This is a genomic window from Paenibacillus sp. FSL H7-0714, from assembly GCF_038003765.1.
GTDB lineage: Bacteria > Bacillota > Bacilli > Paenibacillales > Paenibacillaceae > Paenibacillus_AQ.
Genome location: NZ_JBBOPT010000001.1, coordinates 1267536 through 1290349, shown reverse-complemented (window position 1 = coordinate 1290349; position 22814 = coordinate 1267536). Strand labels below are relative to the sequence as shown.

General features: G+C 43.3%; 26 protein-coding genes. 7 read left to right on the top strand and 19 right to left on the bottom strand.

Annotated features, from left to right (window positions below; all coding sequences use genetic code 11):
- Positions 1–90: 90 nt before the first annotated feature.
- The 10 genes from NST34_RS05685 to NST34_RS05640 form a co-directional block, all read right to left on the bottom strand.
- Entirely contained in the window at positions 91–441 is a 351-nt protein-coding gene (locus tag NST34_RS05685; RefSeq protein ID WP_042124727.1) for a type II toxin-antitoxin system PemK/MazF family toxin, read from the bottom strand.
- Positions 442–444: 3 nt separating this feature from the next.
- Positions 445–726: a CopG family ribbon-helix-helix protein gene (locus tag NST34_RS05680; RefSeq protein ID WP_025698676.1), complete on the bottom strand. Its 282-nt coding sequence runs from the start codon at positions 724–726 to the stop codon at positions 445–447.
- A 214-nt stretch (positions 727–940) separates the two neighbouring features.
- Complete coding sequence (alr, locus tag NST34_RS05675) at positions 941–2122, bottom strand: alanine racemase (protein WP_076284028.1); 1182 nt, start codon at positions 2120–2122, stop codon at positions 941–943.
- Between the two features lie 216 nt (positions 2123–2338).
- A complete protein-coding gene (locus NST34_RS05670) occupies positions 2339–3424 on the bottom strand; it encodes a LolA family protein (RefSeq protein WP_094872533.1) in 1086 nt (361 codons plus the stop codon).
- Between the two features lie 233 nt (positions 3425–3657).
- On the bottom strand, positions 3658–3831 hold the full coding sequence (locus NST34_RS05665) for an aspartyl-phosphate phosphatase Spo0E family protein (protein WP_076284026.1): 174 nt from the start codon (positions 3829–3831) through the stop codon (positions 3658–3660).
- Positions 3832–3953: 122 nt separating this feature from the next.
- The gene (locus NST34_RS05660) at positions 3954–5354 is read right to left on the bottom strand and encodes a helix-turn-helix domain-containing protein (protein ID WP_076298387.1); all 1401 of its coding nucleotides are present in this window, start codon (positions 5352–5354) and stop codon (positions 3954–3956) included.
- Between the two features lie 256 nt (positions 5355–5610).
- The gene (locus NST34_RS05655) at positions 5611–6369 is read right to left on the bottom strand and encodes a DUF3600 domain-containing protein (protein WP_341127338.1); all 759 of its coding nucleotides are present in this window, start codon (positions 6367–6369) and stop codon (positions 5611–5613) included.
- The gene (locus NST34_RS05650; RefSeq protein ID WP_341127337.1) at positions 6356–6943 is read right to left on the bottom strand and encodes a sigma-70 family RNA polymerase sigma factor; all 588 of its coding nucleotides are present in this window, start codon (positions 6941–6943) and stop codon (positions 6356–6358) included. The genes NST34_RS05655 and NST34_RS05650 overlap by 14 nt, the downstream gene beginning before the upstream one ends.
- Positions 6944–7159: 216 nt before the next feature.
- Positions 7160–8122 carry a DUF4367 domain-containing protein gene (locus tag NST34_RS05645; protein ID WP_149645233.1) on the bottom strand — a complete coding sequence of 321 codons (963 nt, stop codon included), beginning with the start codon at positions 8120–8122 and terminating at the stop codon, positions 7160–7162.
- Positions 8119–8685: a sigma-70 family RNA polymerase sigma factor gene (locus NST34_RS05640; RefSeq protein ID WP_149645252.1), complete on the bottom strand. Its 567-nt coding sequence runs from the start codon at positions 8683–8685 to the stop codon at positions 8119–8121. Before NST34_RS05640 ends, NST34_RS05645 begins: the two co-directional genes overlap by 4 nt.
- 175 nt (positions 8686–8860) lie before the next feature.
- Between NST34_RS05640 and NST34_RS05635 the strand changes: the two genes are divergently transcribed.
- From NST34_RS05635 to NST34_RS05620, 4 genes are all read left to right on the top strand, one after another.
- Positions 8861–9280: a MarR family winged helix-turn-helix transcriptional regulator gene (locus tag NST34_RS05635; RefSeq protein ID WP_076298390.1), complete on the top strand. Its 420-nt coding sequence runs from the start codon at positions 8861–8863 to the stop codon at positions 9278–9280.
- Positions 9281–9417: 137 nt separating this feature from the next.
- Entirely contained in the window at positions 9418–10065 is a 648-nt protein-coding gene (locus NST34_RS05630; protein WP_076284019.1) for a hypothetical protein, read from the top strand.
- Between the two features lie 103 nt (positions 10066–10168).
- Positions 10169–11302, top strand: a complete 1134-nt coding sequence (locus NST34_RS05625) for a copper amine oxidase N-terminal domain-containing protein (protein ID WP_076284018.1) — start codon at positions 10169–10171, stop codon at positions 11300–11302.
- Positions 11299–12081: a TatD family hydrolase gene (locus NST34_RS05620; RefSeq protein WP_341127336.1), complete on the top strand. Its 783-nt coding sequence runs from the start codon at positions 11299–11301 to the stop codon at positions 12079–12081. The genes NST34_RS05625 and NST34_RS05620 overlap by 4 nt, the downstream gene beginning before the upstream one ends.
- A 76-nt stretch (positions 12082–12157) precedes the next feature.
- Here NST34_RS05620 and NST34_RS05615 read toward each other — a convergent pair whose 3' ends face one another.
- The 4 genes from NST34_RS05615 to NST34_RS05600 all read right to left on the bottom strand — a co-directional run bounded on the left by NST34_RS05615 (position 12158) and on the right by NST34_RS05600 (position 16454).
- A complete protein-coding gene (locus tag NST34_RS05615) occupies positions 12158–12724 on the bottom strand; it encodes a histidine phosphatase family protein (protein ID WP_076284016.1) in 567 nt (188 codons plus the stop codon).
- A gap of 372 nt (positions 12725–13096) precedes the next feature.
- Complete coding sequence (locus tag NST34_RS05610; RefSeq protein WP_341127335.1) at positions 13097–14395, bottom strand: MFS transporter; 1299 nt, start codon at positions 14393–14395, stop codon at positions 13097–13099.
- A gap of 81 nt (positions 14396–14476) precedes the next feature.
- Positions 14477–15628 carry a winged helix-turn-helix domain-containing protein gene (locus tag NST34_RS05605; RefSeq protein ID WP_341127334.1) on the bottom strand — a complete coding sequence of 384 codons (1152 nt, stop codon included), beginning with the start codon at positions 15626–15628 and terminating at the stop codon, positions 14477–14479.
- A 145-nt stretch (positions 15629–15773) separates the two neighbouring features.
- Positions 15774–16454: a YjgB family protein gene (locus tag NST34_RS05600; protein WP_371915723.1), complete on the bottom strand. Its 681-nt coding sequence runs from the start codon at positions 16452–16454 to the stop codon at positions 15774–15776.
- A 310-nt stretch (positions 16455–16764) separates the two neighbouring features.
- On the opposite strand from NST34_RS05600, the gene NST34_RS05595 reads away from it, so the two are divergent.
- From NST34_RS05595 to NST34_RS05585, 3 genes are read left to right on the top strand one after another with little or no spacing between them, the layout of a single operon-like run.
- Positions 16765–17262, top strand: a complete 498-nt coding sequence (locus tag NST34_RS05595) for a sigma-70 family RNA polymerase sigma factor (protein WP_256721600.1) — start codon at positions 16765–16767, stop codon at positions 17260–17262.
- Positions 17259–17615, top strand: coding sequence for a hypothetical protein (locus tag NST34_RS05590; RefSeq protein ID WP_076284011.1), 357 nt, complete (start codon positions 17259–17261; stop codon positions 17613–17615). The genes NST34_RS05595 and NST34_RS05590 overlap by 4 nt, the downstream gene beginning before the upstream one ends.
- Positions 17605–19917, top strand: a complete 2313-nt coding sequence (locus tag NST34_RS05585; RefSeq protein WP_341127333.1) for a hypothetical protein — start codon at positions 17605–17607, stop codon at positions 19915–19917. Before NST34_RS05590 ends, NST34_RS05585 begins: the two co-directional genes overlap by 11 nt.
- A gap of 86 nt (positions 19918–20003) precedes the next feature.
- On the opposite strand, the gene NST34_RS05580 is transcribed toward NST34_RS05585, so the two are convergent.
- The 5 genes from NST34_RS05580 to NST34_RS05560 form a co-directional block, all read right to left on the bottom strand.
- A complete protein-coding gene (locus NST34_RS05580; RefSeq protein WP_042185448.1) occupies positions 20004–20813 on the bottom strand; it encodes an SDR family NAD(P)-dependent oxidoreductase in 810 nt (269 codons plus the stop codon).
- A 46-nt stretch (positions 20814–20859) separates the two neighbouring features.
- Positions 20860–21294 carry a MarR family winged helix-turn-helix transcriptional regulator gene (locus NST34_RS05575; protein WP_341127332.1) on the bottom strand — a complete coding sequence of 145 codons (435 nt, stop codon included), beginning with the start codon at positions 21292–21294 and terminating at the stop codon, positions 20860–20862.
- Between the two features lie 129 nt (positions 21295–21423).
- Positions 21424–21963 carry an RDD family protein gene (locus NST34_RS05570; RefSeq protein ID WP_076301072.1) on the bottom strand — a complete coding sequence of 180 codons (540 nt, stop codon included), beginning with the start codon at positions 21961–21963 and terminating at the stop codon, positions 21424–21426.
- A 27-nt stretch (positions 21964–21990) separates the two neighbouring features.
- Positions 21991–22509: a hypothetical protein gene (locus tag NST34_RS05565; RefSeq protein WP_341061308.1), complete on the bottom strand. Its 519-nt coding sequence runs from the start codon at positions 22507–22509 to the stop codon at positions 21991–21993.
- Complete coding sequence (locus NST34_RS05560; protein WP_341127331.1) at positions 22506–22811, bottom strand: hypothetical protein; 306 nt, start codon at positions 22809–22811, stop codon at positions 22506–22508. Before NST34_RS05560 ends, NST34_RS05565 begins: the two co-directional genes overlap by 4 nt.
- Positions 22812–22814 lie beyond the last annotated feature (3 nt).

Below are 22814 nucleotides of genomic sequence, written 5' to 3'. Positions count from 1 at the left end.
TTTACCATGAGTTCGTAAAAATGCACATCAAAAGACGCCCGGATTCGTACCCGAGCGCCTATCTCATGGATTATCTATAACCCTGGGTGATTAAAAATCAATCAGTCCGAGGCTGATTTGCAGCGAATCATCCACCTTCTTCATAGTCTCATCATCAAGGTGGGTGATCTTGTCAGTTAAGCGTTGTTTGTCAATCGTCCTAACCTGCTCCAGCAGTATAACAGAATCTCTGTCAAAGCCATGAGCTGCTGCGTCAATTTCCACATGCGTAGGTAATTTAGCCTTCTGGATTTGGGCCGTGATTGCGGCCACAATTACCGTCGGGCTAAAGCGATTGCCAATATCATTCTGGATTACCAGTACTGGCCTTACTCCGCCTTGCTCAGAACCTACAACCGGCGAAAGATCAGCAAAAAAAACATCGCCACGTTTAACGATCAATGTCTACACCCCGCTTACTAAGCGGCCAAGAGTGCTGTCTGCATCTTCCTCCGCGAGGAACGCCTCGCATGCCATGGTCAAGTTGATCTTAGCCATTTCCATGTAGCCGCGCTGCATGGACTCCCGGATAGAACGTTTCCTCCGTTCGCTCAAATACAGCTTCATGGCCTGCCTAATCAATTCACTCCGGTTGGAATTCTCCAATTGAACAATTCCGTCCACTTCCTGCAAGAGATGATCGGGCAAGCTGATCATGATTCTTTTGGTGTTCTGCAAATTGGCCACCTTCTCTTCCACCCCCACAAACCTTCTGCCCTTGTGTTCCAGTGTTGCAATATACAAGGAATTTTATACAAGGAATATATGCCGCCAGTATATCAAGTATGCTGCATCCCATTATAAACTAGAAATGGCGGTTCGTATAGGCTTTTAGTCATATCTCCTAAAACGATACAATTCCTTCTATTTTCTCCCTTGAATAACATCACTGTCAAGAACTTTAAGATTGTAACAGAGCATTTACTAATTTAGGAAGTGTGCCTTCACGGATATAAACGCGCGGCACCCGATGAGCCAGCATGCAAATTACCTCGTAGTGAATCGTTCCAAGATGGAGAGCCAACTCGTCTGCCGTGACCATCACGTCAGCTTGACGGCCGATGAGTACAACTTCTTCGCCTGCTTTAATTTGTTCCGCTTCTTCAGCGAAAGATTTGAGTGATACCATACACTGATCCATGCAGATTGTTCCGACGACAGGAACGCGGCGTCCACGTATTAACACCTCCGCTTTGCCAGTTAGCATGCGGGAATATCCATCTGCGTACCCCACAGGTAACGTTGCGATAATCTCCTCGCTGTCTGTGAAGTACCGAGTGCCGTAGCTGACGCCCCAATGAGAAGGCAGGCTCTTCACATATACAACCTGCGTCTTCAGCGTCATTACCGGATGTAGTTCTACCAGCTGACGGTTTACCTCAGTTGAGGGATAAAATCCGTACAAGCTGATGCCTACCCGCACCATGTTGCTGGATAAATAAGGTGAATCAATGGCCGTAGCGCTATTGCCCGTATGTATGATCGGGATCTGAATGTTCTGCTCCCGCAGCGTTTCCGCCACGCTCATGAACCGTCGATGCTGTTCCAGTGTATAGCTTTTGTCTAGTTCGTCTGCCTTGGCAAAATGGGTAAACATACCCTCCAGCTCCGCCTGCGCAACAGACTGCACTTCAGAGATAAATGCGGGTGCGTCATCTGGTAAAAGACCCAGTCGCCCCATCCCGCTATCAATCTTGATATGCACCTTCAGCCGATGTTCCGGATCTATAGGAAGCTGTCTAACAGCCTCTAATACTTCCGGTGTGAACAGTGTTACAGTTACATGGTTCTCCCAGGCAATGGCTATTCCTTCAGGAGAAGTGTAGCCAAGCACCAGTATAGGAATCAGTATTCCCGCCTGACGCAGCTCCAATGCTTCATCCAAAAAAGCCACACTAACATAATCTGCTCCGAGTCTTTCCAGTTCCCGTGTCACTTCCACTGCTCCATGGCCGTACGCATTTCCTTTGACGCATCCCATAAACTTTGTCTCTGCCGGCAAGTAGCGGCGAAAGGCTTCGTAATTGGCACGCAATTCATCCAGATTAATTTCGGCTACTGTCGGTCGATAGCTTGCTTGCACTTCAAAGTCACCTTCTTACGTTGTAGTAAAACGTCATAGCTGTAATGATCATTGTCTTAGTACTCATGGTAATGCTACGGAAGGTGGCTGTCAATGTGAGCTCAGTTATCTTTTCGATTCAGTTCAAAGCGGCTGGAGCGCTGGCAAATATAGAAAGGCGGATACTACGTTGTAGAGGAAAGAATCCCACAAAACGCAGTATCCGCCTACTTTATATTATTTACCCGATTGTGCCTCCATAGAAGCGGCAATTTGCATCATTTCGTTAACAGGAAGATTAGCACTTGTAATTCGATACTCTATACCCTCAGACATCCAAGTCAAAGTCTGCTGCTCATCACCACTCAGAAGTCCTGCGGTAAAACCAAGATCTATCAGCGTTCCAGGAGCCAATGCTACTGCACGGTCCAATGGACGGGCTTCCATAATGGTGTATTGATAAACCCCATCATACCGGATGAGAACAGCATGATCCTTGTTCCCCTCCATTTTATGGGAGTCCTTCAACTCGACACCTGCCGGAACGTACCCCGGTTCGATAATACCAAAGTCACCCAGCTCAGCAGCGACAGGTTGCCCCTCTTGCTCCTGACCCTCAGGAACTACAACCGGATTTCCATTTTCGTCAACCTGAGCTACTGTACTTTCTGAAGCAGCACCTGTAGTCATATTCTTTTGCATATCAAAGGAATCCTTAGTGAAATCTGTATCGAATTTAAAGGTGTCAAACTTCACGTCTACAACTACCTTGGCTTCAGAATCAGAGACTTGAACCTGTTTAGGCTCATAAGTCTTTTTATCCAGCCAAATCTTCTGCCGCACAAGGGCATTGCTCTGATAATTCGCAGCTACCTCAAACACATAGTTATCTCCATCTTCCACAAATTGACGATTGTTATCTGAGACGATGCCCCGAACTAGTGTCTGATACAAATAAACCTGACCTTGATTGTCCGGCCAATCACTCTGGAAGCGGAAGCTCTTATTCATACTTGGTGTAAGTACGAACACTCCCTCATCATTACGAAGCACGATCTGCGTAATATCCTTCTGTACATTCGCCAAGCTGATCCGGTAATAAGAAGGGTTCTTGTACCATACCTCTACCTTATACTCCTGCGGCTGCTCGCCGGTGAATAGGGTCATAATGCCTGAAGCTTGGTACGTTCCCTGCTTACTCTCCAACTTGTCGGCCACATTGTTCAAATCCTTGACCACGGAAGCGGCATCCTTCTTCCCGCACCCCGTCATCACCAGGGCCACGCTCATAATGATCGCGAGTACCCATATTGTCCGGCGCATGACATCATCCCCTTAACCTGTTTTGAATGCATTGATTAGTACATGTCTATGAGGGACTTGGCCGCAATATGCAGACGGGCATGACAAGCTGGGAGTTAGATTATTTTTTAGGAACATACAAACAAAAAAAGCCCACGCATAGCGCTGGCTTTATGTTTTATACAGAAATGTAATAACATTATGTAGGTCTTATCTTTTGAATAGAGAGAAAATTATACGATCAGTTTCTTGTTTCAACTCTCATTATCACTATGTATTGCTTTATTGTACTGATTGATTAATTCATCCAACCTCATCGACTGTCTGATCACATTTGGATGTAACAATCCACCGTATTCCCTTTCCATTAAATAAAGTTTGGCTCTAGCACCCTCTATTCTCTTTTGGATAATTTCTGGATTATTCATTACACTACCTCCTCAAATTAATATACTAGAGGTATATGTCAAATTCTATATTTTACAAATAAGTGCAGTACTATAAAGAAATGATTCTAATAAATACTAGAAGGAAGGTAATAATTACGTTACTATGCACTGCTAACAACAAAGCCATTTTTCTTTTCGTTGATTCGCTGCACCTTACTAATTAGGTTTCGGTATTCTTTTTGCGTTTCTAAAGATACCGTATGACGAAGCTCTTCGAACATTCCAACACATTTTATAATACATGATTCGCTATTTATTTTTACTGAATATTCTAAACTTTCCATTATATACTTTATACTAATCTCATATTTATTTCTTCTTATATAATAAAACGCTATCTCAGCCATCAAGTTGGTATATCTATCTTCGAAGATTTGTTGATTATAGGATCTAATGTCTAGCTGATGACGATCTCTACAATCTGATATTTTTCCCTCAAACTGCAGAAGAATATCATCCACGTTAAATTGGTAATAATTAGCTGCTTGAAGGATTTTGAACAGACCTGAGAGGATCTCTTCCTCTCTTTGTTCAAGATATGCCACATATTCCGGCAGCACCGTTATATCCCCTTTTAAAATTCGCAGCAAGTTAATATTAGCCCGTGCCCACTCCATACATTGATTCATAAGCTGCAAAGCTTCTTCCGTGTCTTCCCGAATCCAGTTCATATCCATGTACATGTTAACATAATGTAAAGCCCTATCATAATCTCCTAGCTCTCTATAAACTACTGAACGTAACATGTAAGAGTATTGAATATATGAGAATAGTGGTATTTCAGGTTCCTTTTGAAGCCTGCTTTTTCTGGCACGGTCGTATTTAGCATGATATTGAATTGTTGCTTTATTCCCCATTTCCTTAGCCATTGCCATTACCTTGTCCCAATGTCGTAAAGCACTATATGTATTCGCCAAATCTTTCAGCGCATCAAGCTGGTCCACCTCATCAAGCCGGTTAACAAATCCTTCAAATTGCACAGCTGCTCGCAAATTGGCATCCCGATCTTCACCCAAAGCGATCGTGAATAGCCTGTATTGGCAAAGGGCCAGCCGCTCTGAATGTTGATACTTCTCACTCTCAGCCACACTCTGATATAACATCGCTGCTGCTTTGTGCTTCCCTAGCGTAAAAAAATCTTCTGCAGTATCAAATAACGAAGGCGTATAAGATAAGCTATCCATCATAATCCCAACTACCCGTGCAATACATTCCAGCTTATCCAGCTCTGCACAGCGATATAGAAATGGCCGAAGACGTCTCCAATTCGGATTGGAGTGAACAAAACACTCATCCACATACAAATCATAGTAGCAGCCTTCTTCTAATCCCATACCTTCTGTAATCCGATCTAATTGTTGCATGGCTATTGGGCGATTCCCATTGATGATATTACTGATCGTGCCTGAATTTACCTTAGACACCTCTGCGAACTGATTGATCGTTATCCCCTGCTTCTTGAGATAGTCTGCCAGTTCTGCACGAATGGTCATCTGCTTCATGATCAAAGCCACCTTCCGCCAACATAATTCATAGATAAGCAAATAGCATTTTAATAAATATATGTCTAATTATTCCAGTGGTCAAATACTTTTTTTCTATTCCTTTTCATTATGCAATTATTCGGTGATCAATGTATAGACTTTAGATTAGTAAAAGATAAAAACCACCAGAATACAAGGTGTAATAGACCTTTTCTGATGGTTTTTCTTATGATATTGCTATCGATAGTTATTCAATACATGCATTTAAATTCAACTAAGAGCTAGGTTTAATCATCATATCCAGCTTTTTAATATAAGGGTCTAGCATTTCAATTAACTTCTCTTGGTTTTGAATCTCTTCTTTCGAAAGCCGATCCATATGAACACTGCCATCTGCATCAAATACCTTAGCATCATAGCTTTGTAAGTCTATGATTAATCGTTCGATCTCCTCAAACTCTTTTTTAGTAAGCCTCTGTTCAGCTTTTTCAAGCAAGCCATTCCAGAAAGCATCACGATCTACGGATTGCACTGATTTCTTTGATGTTTTCGCTTCATTTATTTGTTCGAAATATGGTTCAAGCTTAGCCTGTAACTCTTTATATGCCTTCTGGTCCTTCACACCTAACTGTTCTAGGTGAAAGACGCCTTCAGCATCGGCCATTTGCAGATTATAAGATCCCAATTCCTCTAGTAAGGACATCAGCTTTGTGAATTCCTCTTCGTCAAAGCTTTGCTTCGCGTTTTGCAGTTTGGCCTCAAGCCTGTCATATTGTTGCTGGGTTACTCCTATCGTAGCAGCAGTTGCTGGGGATCCATACATATTGTCTGCCAAATAATGATATCCGGCATAAGCTCCAGTAGGAATTAATAGTGCAGCCGCCATAATACTTGCCATGAGCCATTTCTTCATACGTCTTCCCCCTTGTTTGGCTACGGTCCGATTTAGTATTTGCTCCTTCAGTTCCGGTGGGGCACTTATGTTTCTCGCCTCTTCCTGCAGAACTGTCCGTAACTCTTCATTGAAATTCATGCAGGTCCTCCACCTTTCCCTTAAAAAGAGTATGATTGTCTGGCTTCTGACGAAGCTTCTGCAGTGCAGCGTGAATACGGGATTTCACGGTTCCGAGCGGAATACCCAGTATCGCAGCACTTTCTTCCTGTGAATATTCGTTTAAATAATGCAGAATAATCACCTGCTTCAGCTTAAATGGAAGACGACCTACACTTGCTAGCAGGCGGCGGTTAGATAACCTGTCCACAACATCACTCGTGAAATCATGCTCCAGCATTAGATCTGTTTGTTCTACTTTTTTTACCATTCGGAGATGCGTCCATCTCTTTCTTCGATAGGCATGAATTTGCCGCATGACCACTCCCATCAGCCAAGGCTTAAAGGGGCGGTTTACGTCAAATTGTTCAAGAGAACGGTGCACCTGAATGTAAATCTCCTGAACGATATCATCCACATCGGAGGTTTCGCGAACGAGGAAATGAACGGTCTGATACACATCCCGGATCGTTGCTTCATATAGCTCACCATACGCTTCACGACTGCCGGCTAGCGTAAGCGCAATGAGCTGAGAATATTCATTTGGATGTTTCATCCCTCTCAATCCCCCCTTCGGTCTTACACTATATATTGGTAAATCAAAGAGATATCGTTCGATTTATTTTAACGAATTAAAAAAAGTATGTACTTATTAAATGCGGGAATCTATAGGGAGAGCTTCGATTCAAAAAGCCCGCACAATGCGGGCTTCCAGTATCACTGCATTCCAATCAGCAGCATAAGCCACCTGCCATTTACTTAATCTAATCGATCAGTGGATAGACTCTGCTACTTTGATCAAATCATCCTTATCCAAGTTAGCGGATGTTACACCGTATAACACACCATTGGCTTCCCAGTCTACAGCTTTGCCATTGTACAATACAGCGTCAACTCCATTTATTTTCACTTTTTCTATTGTACCGTCCGTCGACATCTCATAAGCCGTCTCTTCATCAGCGTGCCGCTGCTGCATAGTAATCCTCTCATCTGAGGCTTTATTAATAAAATATAGGTCGATATATTTACTGTTAGTTACTTCACCGTTATCGTCCTTATAAAACTCAGCGTGATCAAAGGTATAACCATCCGGCAAGTACTCCGGCAATCCCACATCAAAAATGGTATATTCATTTAGCTTGCTAGAATCCTTCACGATCAATATTTCCGGTTTCTCTTGATCCCTCTCAGATTGCGTAACCAACCTACCATCTTCAAACCCTATGATTTTTTCCCCGTCAGCATTGTAAACATCACCAGCCTTTTGAGCTGCATCGGGGGTCAAAAGTACATTTCCGTTGCTATCAAAAATCTTACCTTTCAATTCTTCCGGAATCACATTGTAATCCGCAGAGTATTCTACTTCATGGGCTACAATATGTCCTAAATTTATCGTTTGCAATACTTTAGATAACAGCTCCTGTGCGAAGGATGGTTGCACAAAAGTTACACTTAATGTACCTACTACAAGCAAAGTCGCTAGTACAACAGCAGGACGTCTTAATCTATGCTTTGTACGCAATCCTTTCCCCTCCTCTTGGCTGGCATACGTTCTCCGTGCCTTATTTAGAATGGCTGTCTTGTCTGAACCCTCGCTGAAATCTTTATGGGCCAAAGCTCTGCCAAGCTCCAGTAGCTCCTTATACTCCCCGACACCGTTTATGTCTTTCGCAGTGTCATTTATACTTTCATCTAAATCCGCAGAGAACTTCTGCTGTATTTCTTTACTATTCATAGTTGCTCCACGCTCCCTATTTCAGTCTTCAGCTTCTTCATAGTCCGGTAGAGAATCACACCAATGTTGCTCTCTGTGATCCCCGTAACCTGTGCGATCTCAATGTTCTTCAGGTTTGCCCCAAATTTAAGAGCCACAATATTTCTTTCCCTCGAGTTCAGCGTGTTCAACGCTTTAATTAGCTTGCCATTGCGTTCTCCCTGGAGGATCATGCTTTCCGGATCTTTCCTGCTAGAAACCAGTTCCTTGACGGCATCCAGCGAGAAGAAACTGCGCCGCTTCAGACTTCTGTAATGGTCATTGACCACATTCCTAGCGATGGCAAACAACCATACCTCCAAAGGAGCTTTTTCCTGGGAATAAGTCGAAAGCTTAGCTAATGTTTTCTCAAAGACCAAGCTTGTCAAATCCTCGGCCGTATGGAGTGAGCTAACCCGATAAGCCATATAGTTAAATATTCTTTTATAGAAGGTTTCAAAAATCGTTGTGAATAAAGCATCTATATCCGTTTTTTGTTGGATTTTCTCTTTAACAAAGGGGTGAAGCAATGCGCGCTCTTGCATCAATCAAACTCTCCTTTCCAGCAAAATTTTACTTAGCTAAGTAAATTCGACTGTTAATACGCAATAATTCCAATTCTATTACAAGATACTAAAAAGAAAGAGAGAACCCCTTAACTTGACAAGCTTATTATAGCTTCTATATATTTTAGGAACTAAAGTACATTGGAGCGTGGCTATGAGCACAGAGCAAGATAAACAATATGCTATCCATAAGGTTATGGAATCTATGGCAAATGTGCAGCAGAAATCCCAGTTCTTCATTGATATGATCACCAAGCAGGAGACCCTGACTCACAATCAGATCCTACTGCTGTTCCAGCTCAGGCTTATAGGTAGCTTGAACATTACTGACATCTCCGAACGATTCATTATTACACCAGGAGCCGCTTCCTCGATGTGCGATAAGTTGGAAGATGCCGGTCTTATCGAACGTGTGCGGACGAAGGAGGATCGCAGAGTCGTCAATATTGTCCTTACAGAACAAGGGCATCAGCGGATTCTCCATATCTTTGAAGCCTTTCCTACCTCGGGTTTGGATAAAATCTCAGGAACCTTAGAACAAATAAATGTGCTAATGGATAAAATGATGAACTAAAAGCTTTTGGGTTATATATGCTGCCTGTCAGGAAACTGACGGCAGTTTTTTCATGTCCAAAATACTATATTGACTATATATTATAATAATTATATATTTTAATCATTAAAATATATTTCGAAAGGCGGCCCCTGTAAATGTCCAATGCTAATGATCTTTTTGAACGCCAGGAAATGATCGGTCCACCTCTGAAAGTAAGAGGTTCACTGACCCTCAAAGAAGATGTTCGTGCGGATACCATCGATGTTGTCGGCCATTTAAGTGCACAGAAGAATGTCACTACCGCTAAGTTAAAAGTATCTGGTGATTGTTCGATTGGAGGTCATTGTAGAGCCGAGCAGGTTATCAATCTGGGAGGTCTCCGTGTTCAACACATCCAGGCAGACAGACTGCAATCGTCTGGATACTTTTCTGCAGCACAAGATGCTGCACTCGAAACCTTCTATGCCGAAGGTGCTGTGAAGATCCATAGGTTAACTGCTGAATCATCCATTGAGCTACGTTTAGGAAACAGAAGCACAATCGATGTCATAAAATCTAGCGGTACCATTACTGTTAAGCCATCTTTGAAGCTAATGAATGCGCTAATCCCCTACTTCCGGAAGCTCACCTGCAAAACGATTGAAGGGACTAGCATCATGTTATATCGAACGACAGCAGATCTCGTCTGCGGTGAAGATATTGTCATCGGACCGGGTTGTTCTATTGGGGAGATCCGCTATAGCAAAAGTCTAACGGTAGACCCTAAATCACAAGTTACTCGGACCGTATTTTTAAATAAATAGCAAACGTAACAACCTTGTCTCTGCTTTGTTTACAGAAAGTGACCTACTACGCGCTGATTTAATCTATACTTAAGAGGATTGGACTTAATCCTCGGAGGTAATTATGAATAAAATCATCGTAATCGGAGCTATCACGCTCTTTTTAGCCGGATGCGGAGCATCGGCATCTATAGATATGGATACAACAATGGCAATTAACCAAACACAAACTACTGAAGCACCACTGAAGCTAATCGTTGATGGAGAAACCGTTCTTCCTTCTCTCCCACCTTTTTTCTCAGGTGATAAGGTCTATGTACCTGCAAAAGTACTCATGGAGTACTACTCATCTGAACAACAATGGGATAATGCTACGAAAACCTTAACCATCTCTGATGGAAGCAGTAAATATGTTTTGAAGCCAGGTAATGAGTATATGCAAGGTGACGGTTATCAAAATGAGCTGGGGGGACCTGCAATTCTACGAAATGGTATTATATATATTCCGGCAGACTCTCTAAACTCTCTCTCTGGTGCCACTGCGCAGCTGAATGCCTCGCAAAATGAAGTTTCCATTACATCAGGGGATGTTAGTACTACCGTAAGAACACCCAGCGAACCTCTCGCGATTGCTACAGAAAATGACCAAGTTAAGCTGTATACTGCCCTCAAAAATGGCGGTACCTACGAAGGATTTGTTGTAGAGGTGAACGGTAACAAGCATACGTTTAATTGGGAAGCACCAAGATTGTTAGGTTACACTCCTGAGATTCATTATGCCGATATAGATCAGGATGGGCAGGAAGAAGTTGTTGTCATACTGTGGCTAGGAACAGGTACGGGCATGTCTATGCAGGAGCTTCACGTCATTAAGCCTGACCAGTGGAAAGAAATGAATGTACCTTCCGCAGATAAAGCTGTCTCAGCATTTGTTACCTCAAAAATCTCCAATGAAAAAGGCGATGCCTTAATTCAAATTCAGGTAAAAGGTTCAACTCCATCTATGGTTACTATGCGATATCCGGATCGTGGCGAGGATGGCAATCTTGGCGAAAAAGCCGGGATTGGTGCTGTGACTTACTACATGGTAGAAGAAGGCAAGCTGAAAGCTGAAACCAATGTTTATATTGGATTTTTAGAGAGTATTGGCACATTAACCTTTTCCTACAAATCAGGGAATGATGGAATGGAACCTGAATCCATTCGTTTTGAGCCTCATGAGGAGTATGCCTCTTATGTGGTGGGTAAGCAGCTATGATTGATGCCCATGTACATTTAGAGCAATATGAGCCTGAGATTTCGGAACAAATGTTGAGTGAGTTTCCTAACTTGGGGATCGAAGCCCTGATTGCTGTCTCCATGAATTTAGACTCTTGCGTTCGCACTCAAAAGCTTGCCGCTACCTATCCCGGAGTGGTACGTCCAGCTTATGGTTTTCATCCAGAGCAACCCATACCGCAGAAAGCTGAGTTATCCTCTTTGCTGGAATGGATCGAGCGTCAAGCCCGGGAGGATTTCATCGCTGTAGGTGAAATTGGACTGCCTTATTATTCGCGTGCTGAAGCACTGGAGCGCGGCGAAGCTTTTGATATGGAGCCTTACATTCAGCTTCTTGATCAGTTGCTTGAGCTTGCCGCCCGTATAGATAAACCAGTGGTCCTGCACGCTGTCTATGAGGATGCGCTGATTGCCTGTGATCTATTAGAGAAACATGGTATAAAGCGTGCCCACTTCCACTGGTTCAAGGGACCCGAAGAAGCCATTGCCCGTATGATTAAGAATGGATACTATATCTCTTTCACCCCTGACATCCTTTATGAGACGGAGATCCAAGAGCTTGCCCGCCGCTATCCCCCAGAGCTTGTCATGGCGGAGACCGATGGTCCTTGGCCATTTGAAGGACCTTTTGCGGGTAGAGTCACGCATCCATCTATGATTCGAGATGTTGCTGCCGCTTGGGGAGCGCTACATGGCTACACTTCCAGCCAAGCAGAAGAGATACTAACTGCGAATACTAAGCGATTTTATAGCTTGTAAATAAACAAAAGGATGGTTCCTAGCGAATGCCAGGCCATCCTTTTGAATAATCACAGCTTTACCCCAATTTGGGAGTTCACAACCTCTCCACACCCATTAACGTTCCGCCTGTGAATTCCATTCTATAAATATCCGGCTTTGTGGTTTGTAGTAGAAAATCCAGATCATATTTAGCGTCAAAATAATTCATCATAAGCGTCATGACTGCACCGTGAGTTCCAATCGCAACCTTTTGCCCACTGTGTTGTTTCAGTATATCTTGCAGCACGCTAACTGATCGCTTCTGACACGCATAAATGGACTCTCCACCAACCGGAACAAAATTTGGATCAGCAAACATTGTTTCCAGTAATGGATATAGCTCCTGGTCAGGCATGATCATATTTCCATCCGAAAAATGGATTTCCCGAAGATCTTCAACACTTTGAATCTCTGCCCCTAACTCCTGCGCCAAGCCAGAAACCGTATGTATAGCCCGAAGATATGGACTTGAATAAAAGACTTCAATTCCTTCGAGACGTAATTTCTCCGTTATCTTACGGGCATCCGCCTCCCCCTTCGCTGTTAATCCACGTGTTCTCTCAGTTCCTCCGGGCAGCTTGGGTGACTCTCCATGCCTTACCATATAAATAAAAGTTGTCATTCTTTCCCCTCCTCTACCTTTACATTTCTCGTGTTCTATCCGAACTCCTTCATAAAAAAAGCCCTTACGGGCAAGAATCGATCCTAGCGAGCTAGAAAGTCTCTTAATTGCACTCTATACAACTATTAAGCGTAAAAAGAGGTCTGCTGAGCAAATAAGTGTAGTTTCTGCAACTAAAAACCATCATTTCTACCCCAAAAGAGAAAAAATCAAATTATAGCTGCACTAAATACAACTAAAGTTCGCTTTGAACGATGGAACAGCATTTAATTGCAGATTCTGCAACTAAATGCTAGGTAAGCCCGCTAGATAGTCCGTGCTACTCAAGCTTTCTAGTCTGGCTAGTTTGCCTGACCTTCACTATCTGCAGCCTCAAGTTTCCATCACTTTAACCTTACCCGGTTGCTCCGTTGAGCTATCACTTTTCTCTTTCTGCACAGGCCACAGCACGCGGCCAAATACTATCCCCAGCACACCTATCAAAGCGATTACGATACCAAAGTTTAAAAAGATTCGACTAGGCCCAGCAGCCTGAACCAGCATTCCACCGAGGAGTGGAGCGCCAATCATAACTCCGCTAAGAATGGTACTCTGAATACCGAACACACGCCCTGTCATGTGCGGGGGAGTTTCTTTTTGTAAACAATAATTGAAGGTAATCATAAACATTCCGTTTCCGAGACCCAGTACGAATCCTAGCAGCAGTACAGGAAGGCTAGTCACGCCTGGCTGAAGCAGGCCAAGCCCTCCGACCGATACACCAATAAGTGCATAACCCGTACCTAGCTTCCAGCCGTAGCCTGTTCCCCGGTTCATTTTGTTCATGACCATGATCATCAATATTGCACCCACGCCAGTTGCCGCGACAAGCCAGCCCAGCATAGATTCCTCAGCAGGTGCGATAATTCTGAATAGACTTGTAAACTGAAAATCGATCATCTGAATAGCTAACGCACCAACTAAACCAAAGAGCATGCTGTTTAGCAGCAGTCTGCTGCGCAGCATAAAGCTCCAGCCTTCCTTCCACATCGTGCGGAGAGAAACATGCTCCTCTGGATCCCCCTTGCTCTCTGAGCTGACTTGTCCTGCTTCACTATTTTTAACAGTAAGTAGGAGCAAGTAAGAGCATCCTCTAAGACAAGCATTGATCAAAATACACCACTGTGGCGTCAACACAGACAATGCAAAACCACCCAGCAATGGCCCAGCGATTTTGGAACCCTGATTTACGATTCCATTAAGTGAAGTGGCTTGAAGCAGCTGATCCTCTCTAACCATACTGCGGGTCATCGACTGCTGGGCAGGCACATTTAACGTCGAGATAGCAGCACGCAACATCAGTAAAGGGAGTAGCCAAACCATACTGGGAGCGAAAAGAACTAGTACTGTTAACAATGCCGTTAGTAGGTCACACATCCGCATTAGCTTTAGCTTATTTAGTCGGTCAGCGGCTACCCCCGCCACTGAGCCGAGCAGAATCCCAGGTAAAGCTATGGAGACTGGAATCAAAGCCAGCATTAACGGACTAGCCTGCCAGCGGTACCCTACGAGTACTTGAATCGCCAGTGCATCGAACCAATCCCCAAAAGTGGCTGTCGCATATGCGCTGTACACACGCATATACACTTTGTTTTTTAGCAGACTCGTTCCTGCTTGTGATGAAGCATTCATCGGACATTCCTCCAAGTTACGATTAAGAACAAGAACATATGAATCATGATCTTAATGTAACGGAGAATTGTCAGAGAATTATCAGAGAGCTGTCACGATATTCATAAGCACGTTTTCCAAGGATTGCTCCAAACGATGGAATTCCCGCTCTTCCTTCTCACGTTCAAATAAATCTGCATATTTCTGATGCAAAGCTGACTGGGGAGCAAACTCGTTACAATAGTGAACAATTCGGTATAACGCATATATCCGCATCGGCACGAATCCTGACATCTCTAGCACCTGAAGCGCCTCATCCAATAACTGCTCTGCTTCACGCCAAGACTTGCGCCGTAGACACCACAAGCCTCTTGCAACTTTATAACTGCCGATCTCACGCAAAAAAGGTTTCTCCTGCAAAAGCACTTCAATGTCTTTTGCCATCCGCTCCAATTCCTGATCTTTTGTCCCCATCCACAAGTGTACGAGCATTTCGGAAATGGCCGTTACAGGAATGAAGTTCTCATACCCAGGCTCTTTAATCACTTCATGCGTTAGCTTTAATCGTTCTATTGCTTTTTCCGGTTGCCCGGCAAATGTGTACAAATCCAGAATATTAAGGATCTCCATTTCACGATGCTGGGGCGGCAAAAGAATCTTTTTCTCAAGGACTAGCTCACAGAACTCTAATTTCTTCTTCGGATCACCCAAAAATATATAACAGATCATCAAAGAATAGAAACGCTCTTCTATCTCAACTTCCTCTGTGTTCAGAAGCCATTCCAAATCTCCCTGCACAAAATGAATATAGATCGAATAGAACGGATCCATTTCATAACCCAAAACATCCTGTTGTCGCGCTAAAGTTAACATGGATCGTCCTTGGCCGTATTGATGATATTTTACGAATACCTCCCGCATCGTCTCTTGCATCTTTGCGTCATATGTAGTCGGATTGGTCATAGTTACTGAGGGTTCCCGCATCGTTAGACTATAGCCAAATCCACGAACAGTCTTAATATCCAAGCCTTGTAGCTTGCTTAGCTTTTTACGAAGGCGATAAATATGATCATCTACCGTTCGCTCTACTGGGTATTCTAGGGGCCATACCTTATCCAGCAGTTGTTCTCGACTGAACGTACGCCCTCTATTTTTGTACAAGAACTGAAAAAGCGTAAATTCTTTAGGGAATAATTCGATCGTTATCCCATCTCCGGTCACTTTATATTCACTTTCGATTAATTCCAGCTGCATGATAGAACCTCTCTTTCCCCCGAATCCGCTCATTGGTTACATTATATCAGCCCATCCAAGGCGTACTCCAGATTAAAAATAAACATACAAAAAGAGCAATCCACAGATTTCTCTGCATGATTGCTCCTTGCACCCATTGCTGGTCTTATCCAGCCATATTATTAGTGGAATCCTGTTCACTAAAAACAGAGATGTGACCTACCTTACCCGTCGAGTTTGGAATAATGAATTTCAACTGGAATTGATCATTGGCTTGATAAGTGTAGATCTTATCCTCACCGTTTACTTTGGTATCATCCGGCTTGCCCAGTGTGGACTCGATCTGTTTCAGTGTTAGCTCTTGCAGTGCAGCATCACTGGAACGAACATCGAAGATTAGGCTCCCTTTATTGAATCCGAATACGACATGTTCATCAGTGTAGGTAGCATAAATACCTTTTCCCGCTGACTCTTGTTGATCAGGCTTACCCCAATCGGCTTCTACCTCATCAATTAGTCCGGTATGAGCAGCATATTTAACACCGGGCACCTTACCCTTTTTAGCAAGCTCAAGTAATTCTTGAAGTTGTTTGTCGCTATTCTGCGGATTCGCATTGGCTGTATCTTTATTAGTCTCCGTAGGGGAAGTGGTCGCTGCTGGTGCGGTTTCCGAAGGAGTGGTTGATGGGCTAACTTCTGGTTCTGCGGTTGCTGTTACCGTTTCAGTTGGCGCCGTAGTTGGGGAAGCAGAATTAGCTTGCTCATTGTTCGAGCTGCATCCAGCTAATCCAATCATTCCTGTGAGCAAAATAGAAGCTGCTAAAAATTTAATCTGTACCGACATGATGTCATCTCCTTAGTAGGTTAGCTCAAAACCAGCTTGCAAAAAAATGGAACTGAAAATATAGACGATACTGAAATGAAAAAGTTTCATCAGCCAAGGAGGGCTTGGCTTGTTCTAACTATCATTTACCCAAATCTGCTGAACATCAATAAATTACGGGACATCATCTCGGGAAATACTCCCCCTCAGTAAAAATATTCCACAATAACGCAACCTTAATCCTCCAAGCCGCATCTTATTAGTAAAGGGAGGGGAGCTTCATCTGAATATTATAGAGAGAATCAAAGCAAAGGATGAGTCAGCTCTCCGCCTATTGATGGACGATTACGGCGATATGCTGCTCCGAACCGCTTGCTTACTGCTCAAAGATCGACAGAGTGCCGAAGAGGCGGTACAAGATACTTTTATTCAAGCCTATGCCAAAATGAATCAGTTGCAGGATCCGGAACGGTTAAAGGCTTGGCTCATTCGCATCGTAGTCAACCGCTGCCGCATGAAGCAACGGACTTGGAGCTGGCGTAATATTTTCCCCTCGGGTGGATCAGAGCTACAAGCCAGCGATGATGCGGGCTTCACTGCCGGTGCAGAAGAGCTTTTTATGGTGGAATGGCATAATGTTAGACTCGCCGAATTCATCAGGAATCTCGATTATGTATACCGCGAATGTCTGACGTTATATTACTTTCATGAGATGAGCATCCGTGAAATTTCCGAGCAAGTGAATACACCGGAGAATACGATTAAATCCCGGTTAGTTAGAGGACGGACACTCTTAAAAAAGATGTTGGAGAAGGAGGGACATTTCTTATGAATACGGGGAACACGGAGAATAAGAAACGCGAAGCTATCAAGCAACAGCTAGATGAAGAACTACAACCCATACACTTCGAAGGACATGAACGCGTCCTCAAGATGACCCACCCTCCAACCTTTGGAGCCCGTCTCTTGGCTTTCTGGAATAAAGAAATCGAGATCCCTGTGAAACCTATAGGCGCGATTGGTGCCATTATTCTAGTCGTATCATTGACTCTGCATCAACCAGAGGTTAAACATCAACCACAACAAAACGTCCAGCAGCATCCGAACCGTGAACTTATTGAGGCTGGAGGCAATACGTACTGGAAGGATATCTATGATCAGGCGGTGAAGAGACATGCGAATTAAGATCAAAGTCAAACATCTAGTGTCATTCGTGCTACTCCCTGCCTCCCTGCTCATTCTTCTATTTAACTTTCTGCCCTCCTCAAAGGCACAAATGGAGGAAAGCCCAGCTATTCAATCTAACCTGGCCCGTACAGAACTTCTGAAAAAGCTAGAGTCTACAACTGGCAGTAAACGTATGGAGCTTATTCAAACCAATATCATTGATAAGGAGCACGGCTACGATCCCTATAGATACGACGTAAATATTGGCCCCTCTATGAGTCAGTGGAATCATGATGAACCGAGTATTTCCGACTTGCTGTCAGAGGATAAAATCGCGTTGCTAGAGGAATACATCCTTGATGGGCCAGCGAATAATACACGTATATTTGCGGTTAAGCTGCTTGCCTACGAATATGATGCTCTTGGTCGTAGAGACGACGGAGATCAAGCACTAAACACCGCCGCGAAACAGTTAGACAGTAATTCTAGCGTGGCAAAAGAACTGGCGCTGCTTCAAGCAGAACGTGCCCTGAATCGTGGCGATACAACAGCCGCTGAATCTATTCTTGAACAAACCACATTTCCATACGAGAATCAGAAAGATTTAGAAGCGCAAAAAGCATGGCTTACCGGGCGCCTGCTCTTCACGAAAGGCAAAGCGCAGGAAGCCCTTGCCGTAGTAACCAATGGTTTGGAGAGCTACAAAAAATACTGGCAGGATATTCATAAACAAATGAGTCTTGTCATTAGTAACTCTGATAAAGACACCGCAGACAGCGAAGCAGCGGGCTCATCATCAAATTCAGCACCAACGATTGGCACTTCAGAAGCCGAAAATCAGCTTGAAGCGCTAATATCCGCCATTCAGTCAGCTGTAGATATGGGAAGTACCTCAACAGCTGTCGTATCTGGAACCCTAACCCGAAGCGATGGGACACCAATCTCGCGCGCAGGTATTTTTCTCCGTGCTGAAAGCGAGGTTAATCACAGCATCACAGCTGCTGAACCGTACCGAATCGTTACCGACGATGAAGGGCGTTTCGAATTCCACGGTGTGATTCCGGGCTTCTATCAATTGCAGCTTGGACTTAGCTATGATCAGATCGACGGATGGACTTGGCCTGTACAGTATGACGATTGGATTGAAGTTAAACCGGATGATAGGTTGAATGAGAGCATTGTTCTACAACCTCTGCTTGAGCTTCAGTCTCCTATTAATCAGGAGACGATAACGGGTCAGTCTGTAGATTTCCACTGGAAGGCTGTTGAAGGTGCGGCTTACTATCGTTTAAGCGGTGGGGTCTCGATGGTGGGGAGCTCCTTCAGTTCGCAGATTCGGGACCATATCACGGACAATCAAGTCTCTATTCCAGTAGATGAACTCTATTACAACAGTGGTTTCTCCTACGGCAGTGGCGGAGAGGGCTTTGAATCGATTGATCCTCTATCTTTTCTCGTGTTCATGAATCCTGAAGCACGATTTTCATGGAATATCGAAGCATTTGATGCGGATGGACATCTGCTTACCCGCAGTAATGGCTACAGATTGAACGAAGACACCGTTGGTAATCTGCCCTTCTTCTATCTCAAGGAACGAGAATTAACCACAGCCGATAGACTATTGCTAAATAAGAAACCTGATCAAGCCATAGAAATTTACCAAAAGAATGTTGCAGATGATCCAGAGGATGCTCATGCCCTGCACATGCTTGTGAAGCTGATGCTCGCTAAATCCTCCCTGACGAAGGATGACTCATTAGAAGATCAGGCAATTCCGCTACTCCAAAAGCTCATACAGTTGCATCCTTATTCTAATTATGCCTTCACGTTGTCACAGTACTATTTTGACCATGCGGACTGGAAATCATATAACGAGTATTATTCCCGCTACATTGAGCTGAGTCAAACTAAGGGGGATGACTATGACCGCTCGATAAATGCTACAGCTCTCATGCATCAAGGCAAGCTAGAAGAAGCACGCGAACAATTCGCTATGGCTCTAGAGCATGATGGCAGCCATCGTTTTATTGGCAGCTATTTGGCGGCAGAATTATACGTTGGTGAGTCGCTCTCTTCTGTAATGACACTAGCTGAACATTACCCCGAACACAGCTTCGGTCATAATGGGTATCGTTGGCCGCAAATGCTTAAACAGCTCATAGCTGAACGAACGAAACAGCCTAACAACTTTGACCAAGAGCTGAAGGAAAAACTCGGATGGTATGTAAATGGTCAGACGGATGTGCTGAAGCAATGGATTGATAGCACAAAATCCTCAGCACTGAAAACCTTTATACAGGCTGTTTTAGCGGTAAGCTAACTTAGCCTAACTCACTTATACAAACAAAAATCCGGTCCCTCTCGATTAACACGAGCATGGACCGGATTTTTTAATTACGCATGATTCTATTTACCTTTAGCTTCCATCATGTAATTCTGGAAGTCCGTAATGCTCGGGTTGGACATATAGTGACCACCCTCTACTTCAATCGTTTGACCAGTAATGAATTTAGATTCATCCGATGCCAGGAACAACACTGTGTTTCCGATATCATCCGCTTCTCCATGGTAAGGCAGAGCGTTGAACTTCTGGAAAATATCCAGCACAGCTGGCGGCATATTTCTTGCAGCCGCAGGTGTTAATATCAGGCCCGGAGCCACTCCGTTGCAACGAATCTTATCTTTACCATATTGCGTGGCGATGTAACGAGTTAGGTTCACAACAGCTGCCTTAGAGGAGCCATAAGCCGTGCGCAATGAATCTCCAGCAAATGCTGACATGGAAGCTGTGTTAATGATCGAACCCCCGCCCGCTTTAATCATATGTGGAATGGCAAACCGGCTGCCTAACAGAACACTTTTGGTGTTCACATTCATCAAGCGATCCCATTCTTCCAAATCTATGTTGACGACATCTAGGTCTTTTTGCAGATTAGTTAGACCTACATTGTTAAATAAGACTGTAATCGTGCCATACTGAGCGACTGTGAAATCAACAGCTTCCTTGATCGAATCCGCTTGGGATGCATCCAGGAAAAGACCTTCCGCCTCTCCACCCTCACTTTTAATCTTAGCCGCTGCTTCTTTGGCAGCCTCTACATTAAAATCGGCGATGACAACTTTGGCTCCTTCTCTAGCCATTAAAGTAGCGGCTGATAAGCCAATACCTGAAGCGCCTCCAGTTACTAATGCAACCTTACCTTGAACTCTTCCCATATTCATACCCCTTTATAATGTGATTAAGATTCTTAGATGACTTCATTTATGTTTCAGAGCTATCAAAGCTCGTTAACAACTTTTCATAGATTTTCAAGAATTGCTGCAGTTCTTCTTCATCGAGCTTCTGAAACATTTCAACTCGGAGCTCCTGCCCTTTTAGCTGTGCTTCCTTCAGTACATCTCTGCCTTTATCCGTGATAGACAGCAGTACATTTCGGCGATCATCCTCGTTATATTTGCGCTCGGCCATTTCCTGCTTAATTAAGCGATTGGCAATATTCGTCATCGCCCCCGGCGTATAACCTAGCTTCTTAGCCAAAGTAGTTTGCTTCTGAGGACCCTTTTTATTCAATTCTCCCAAGACGAGAACAGGAGATATCCCAATATTGTGGTCAAAAGCATTCATCCATCGAACAATAATTTCATTCGTGAATAATTCAACTGCATGTATGAGTCTAAAAATATCTGGGTTTTCCAAGACATCCTCCTTAGATATTCATAATTATTGGCTGCTTCGAAATATATTTTAACACTAAAATATTTAATAGTAAATTGTTTAATAGTAAAATACTTAATATTAAAAAAAGAATGCTTATAAAAGCATCCTTTAGATTGCGGATTTATCAACAACATAAGTACCAGCCATCATATCGTGAAGCGCCCGTTTACGGGGAGTAAATGCGACAAATAGATAATCCACAAGCATGATGAGGCCAAGTATTTTACTGAGGTCAGTAGCTAAAGGTGCCCATAAATTAAGAGTGGTGGAAATCACAGTGAGATCGTAGAGGCTTACGCCAACAATCATTGAAAAAATCGTACTCATGATTCGGAAAATATTTCGAATTAGTGCTTCCTTCAACGTTGGGATATTCCCTTGCTGATTGACAATTTTCATCTTTAAAACCAGCTTCCCAGGCGTTCCGCCAAATCTAACGATCATAAAAACATCAAACACGACGAAGAAAATATACTCAAGGATGATGGGAATCTCCGAATGCAAGGATATAGCTAATGAATTGAATATCCAGTATACAATAACCGCAGGTATCAGAATGATAAGGAGATCAAGAATAGTAGCGAGAACTCTTTTCCAAAAGCCTATGAAATCCTCCTGTTCCAAACGTTCAACTTTATAATTATCCATTTTAGGGCCTCACTCTCTATGCTTACTTTATTCATTCATCCTGATTATCCGCTCTTCAATAGTAGTTTCCAGTTCCTTATTATTCTTTAAAATCACCCGTCTATCAGAAAAATTATTCGTTAATTCAATTATTCTATGTATCGCTTCCTGATCATATCCCCGATTCCATTCAAAAATCATCACATACAGATTCTTAAACGATTGCTTATAATTCGCTTGCTCAAATCCAAGTCTTGTCTTTATAAACCTTGTAATGACCCTCAAATCCCTGAATACTCGATTAGGTCTCAGAATAACGATTAAATCTGCTTTTCCAAAGCTCTCTTGCCCCCACTTATAATGTACGCCTTCCAGGATCCATGACGGTTTATCGAGGATCTCCTTCAATTGCGCATCCCTTTCTTCAACAGAATAACGGAGGTTTTCGCCATTTCTATCCCATACCAAATTATCTGTTTCGTAATAATTCACACCATACTTTTTGGACAGCTCTCTAGCGATATAGGATTTGCCACTTCCACAGGCCCCGATGATTCTAATCTTCATAGGCTTAGCCGCCCGATCGGCAGGATGATAAGTCCAAGCGATATAACCGTTGTGATTCTCGTAGTGAGGATCGTTAGCTTTTGATTTTTCTGCGATTTGTACCAACCTTTAAACTGAAAATGATTCCGATACAGCATAAAAAATATCAATAAATTCCCGAGCGCCATACTCCAGTTATACACAGGCTGACCAAATATAGATTGATATATAAATCTCTCTACCCCGCCTAAAATAAACAAGGTTAACATAAGCAATACACACATTCGAAGTAATTCCAATATAAAAGAACCTAGTTTTGTCATTTC

What these genes read in the sequence shown, in the direction of transcription:
- NST34_RS05670 (WP_094872533.1), bottom strand. Translation starts at nt 3,424, where the DNA reads ATGCGCCGGACAATATGGGTACTCGCGATCATTATGAGCGTGGCCCTG.
- NST34_RS05665 (WP_076284026.1), bottom strand. Translation starts at nt 3,831, where the DNA reads ATGAATAATCCAGAAATTATCCAAAAGAGAATAGAGGGTGCTAGAGCC.
- NST34_RS05660 (WP_076298387.1), bottom strand. Translation starts at nt 5,354, where the DNA reads ATGAAGCAGATGACCATTCGTGCAGAACTGGCAGACTATCTCAAGAAG.
- NST34_RS05655 (WP_341127338.1), bottom strand. Translation starts at nt 6,369, where the DNA reads ATGAATTTCAATGAAGAGTTACGGACAGTTCTGCAGGAAGAGGCGAGA.
- NST34_RS05650 (WP_341127337.1), bottom strand. Translation starts at nt 6,943, where the DNA reads ATGAAACATCCAAATGAATATTCTCAGCTCATTGCGCTTACGCTAGCC.
- NST34_RS05645 (WP_149645233.1), bottom strand. Translation starts at nt 8,122, where the DNA reads ATGAATAGTAAAGAAATACAGCAGAAGTTCTCTGCGGATTTAGATGAA.
- NST34_RS05640 (WP_149645252.1), bottom strand. Translation starts at nt 8,685, where the DNA reads ATGCAAGAGCGCGCATTGCTTCACCCCTTTGTTAAAGAGAAAATCCAA.
- NST34_RS05635 (WP_076298390.1), top strand. Translation starts at nt 8,861, where the DNA reads ATGAGCACAGAGCAAGATAAACAATATGCTATCCATAAGGTTATGGAA.
- NST34_RS05630 (WP_076284019.1), top strand. Translation starts at nt 9,418, where the DNA reads ATGTCCAATGCTAATGATCTTTTTGAACGCCAGGAAATGATCGGTCCA.
- NST34_RS05625 (WP_076284018.1), top strand. Translation starts at nt 10,169, where the DNA reads ATGAATAAAATCATCGTAATCGGAGCTATCACGCTCTTTTTAGCCGGA.
- NST34_RS05620 (WP_341127336.1), top strand. Translation starts at nt 11,299, where the DNA reads ATGATTGATGCCCATGTACATTTAGAGCAATATGAGCCTGAGATTTCG.
- NST34_RS05615 (WP_076284016.1), bottom strand. Translation starts at nt 12,724, where the DNA reads ATGACAACTTTTATTTATATGGTAAGGCATGGAGAGTCACCCAAGCTG.
- NST34_RS05610 (WP_341127335.1), bottom strand. Translation starts at nt 14,395, where the DNA reads ATGAATGCTTCATCACAAGCAGGAACGAGTCTGCTAAAAAACAAAGTG.
- NST34_RS05605 (WP_341127334.1), bottom strand. Translation starts at nt 15,628, where the DNA reads ATGCAGCTGGAATTAATCGAAAGTGAATATAAAGTGACCGGAGATGGG.
- NST34_RS05590 (WP_076284011.1), top strand. Translation starts at nt 17,259, where the DNA reads ATGAATACGGGGAACACGGAGAATAAGAAACGCGAAGCTATCAAGCAA.
- NST34_RS05585 (WP_341127333.1), top strand. Translation starts at nt 17,605, where the DNA reads ATGCGAATTAAGATCAAAGTCAAACATCTAGTGTCATTCGTGCTACTC.
- NST34_RS05580 (WP_042185448.1), bottom strand. Translation starts at nt 20,813, where the DNA reads ATGGGAAGAGTTCAAGGTAAGGTTGCATTAGTAACTGGAGGCGCTTCA.
- NST34_RS05570 (WP_076301072.1), bottom strand. Translation starts at nt 21,963, where the DNA reads ATGGATAATTATAAAGTTGAACGTTTGGAACAGGAGGATTTCATAGGC.
- NST34_RS05565 (WP_341061308.1), bottom strand. Translation starts at nt 22,509, where the DNA reads ATGAAGATTAGAATCATCGGGGCCTGTGGAAGTGGCAAATCCTATATC.
- NST34_RS05560 (WP_341127331.1), bottom strand. Translation starts at nt 22,811, where the DNA reads ATGACAAAACTAGGTTCTTTTATATTGGAATTACTTCGAATGTGTGTA.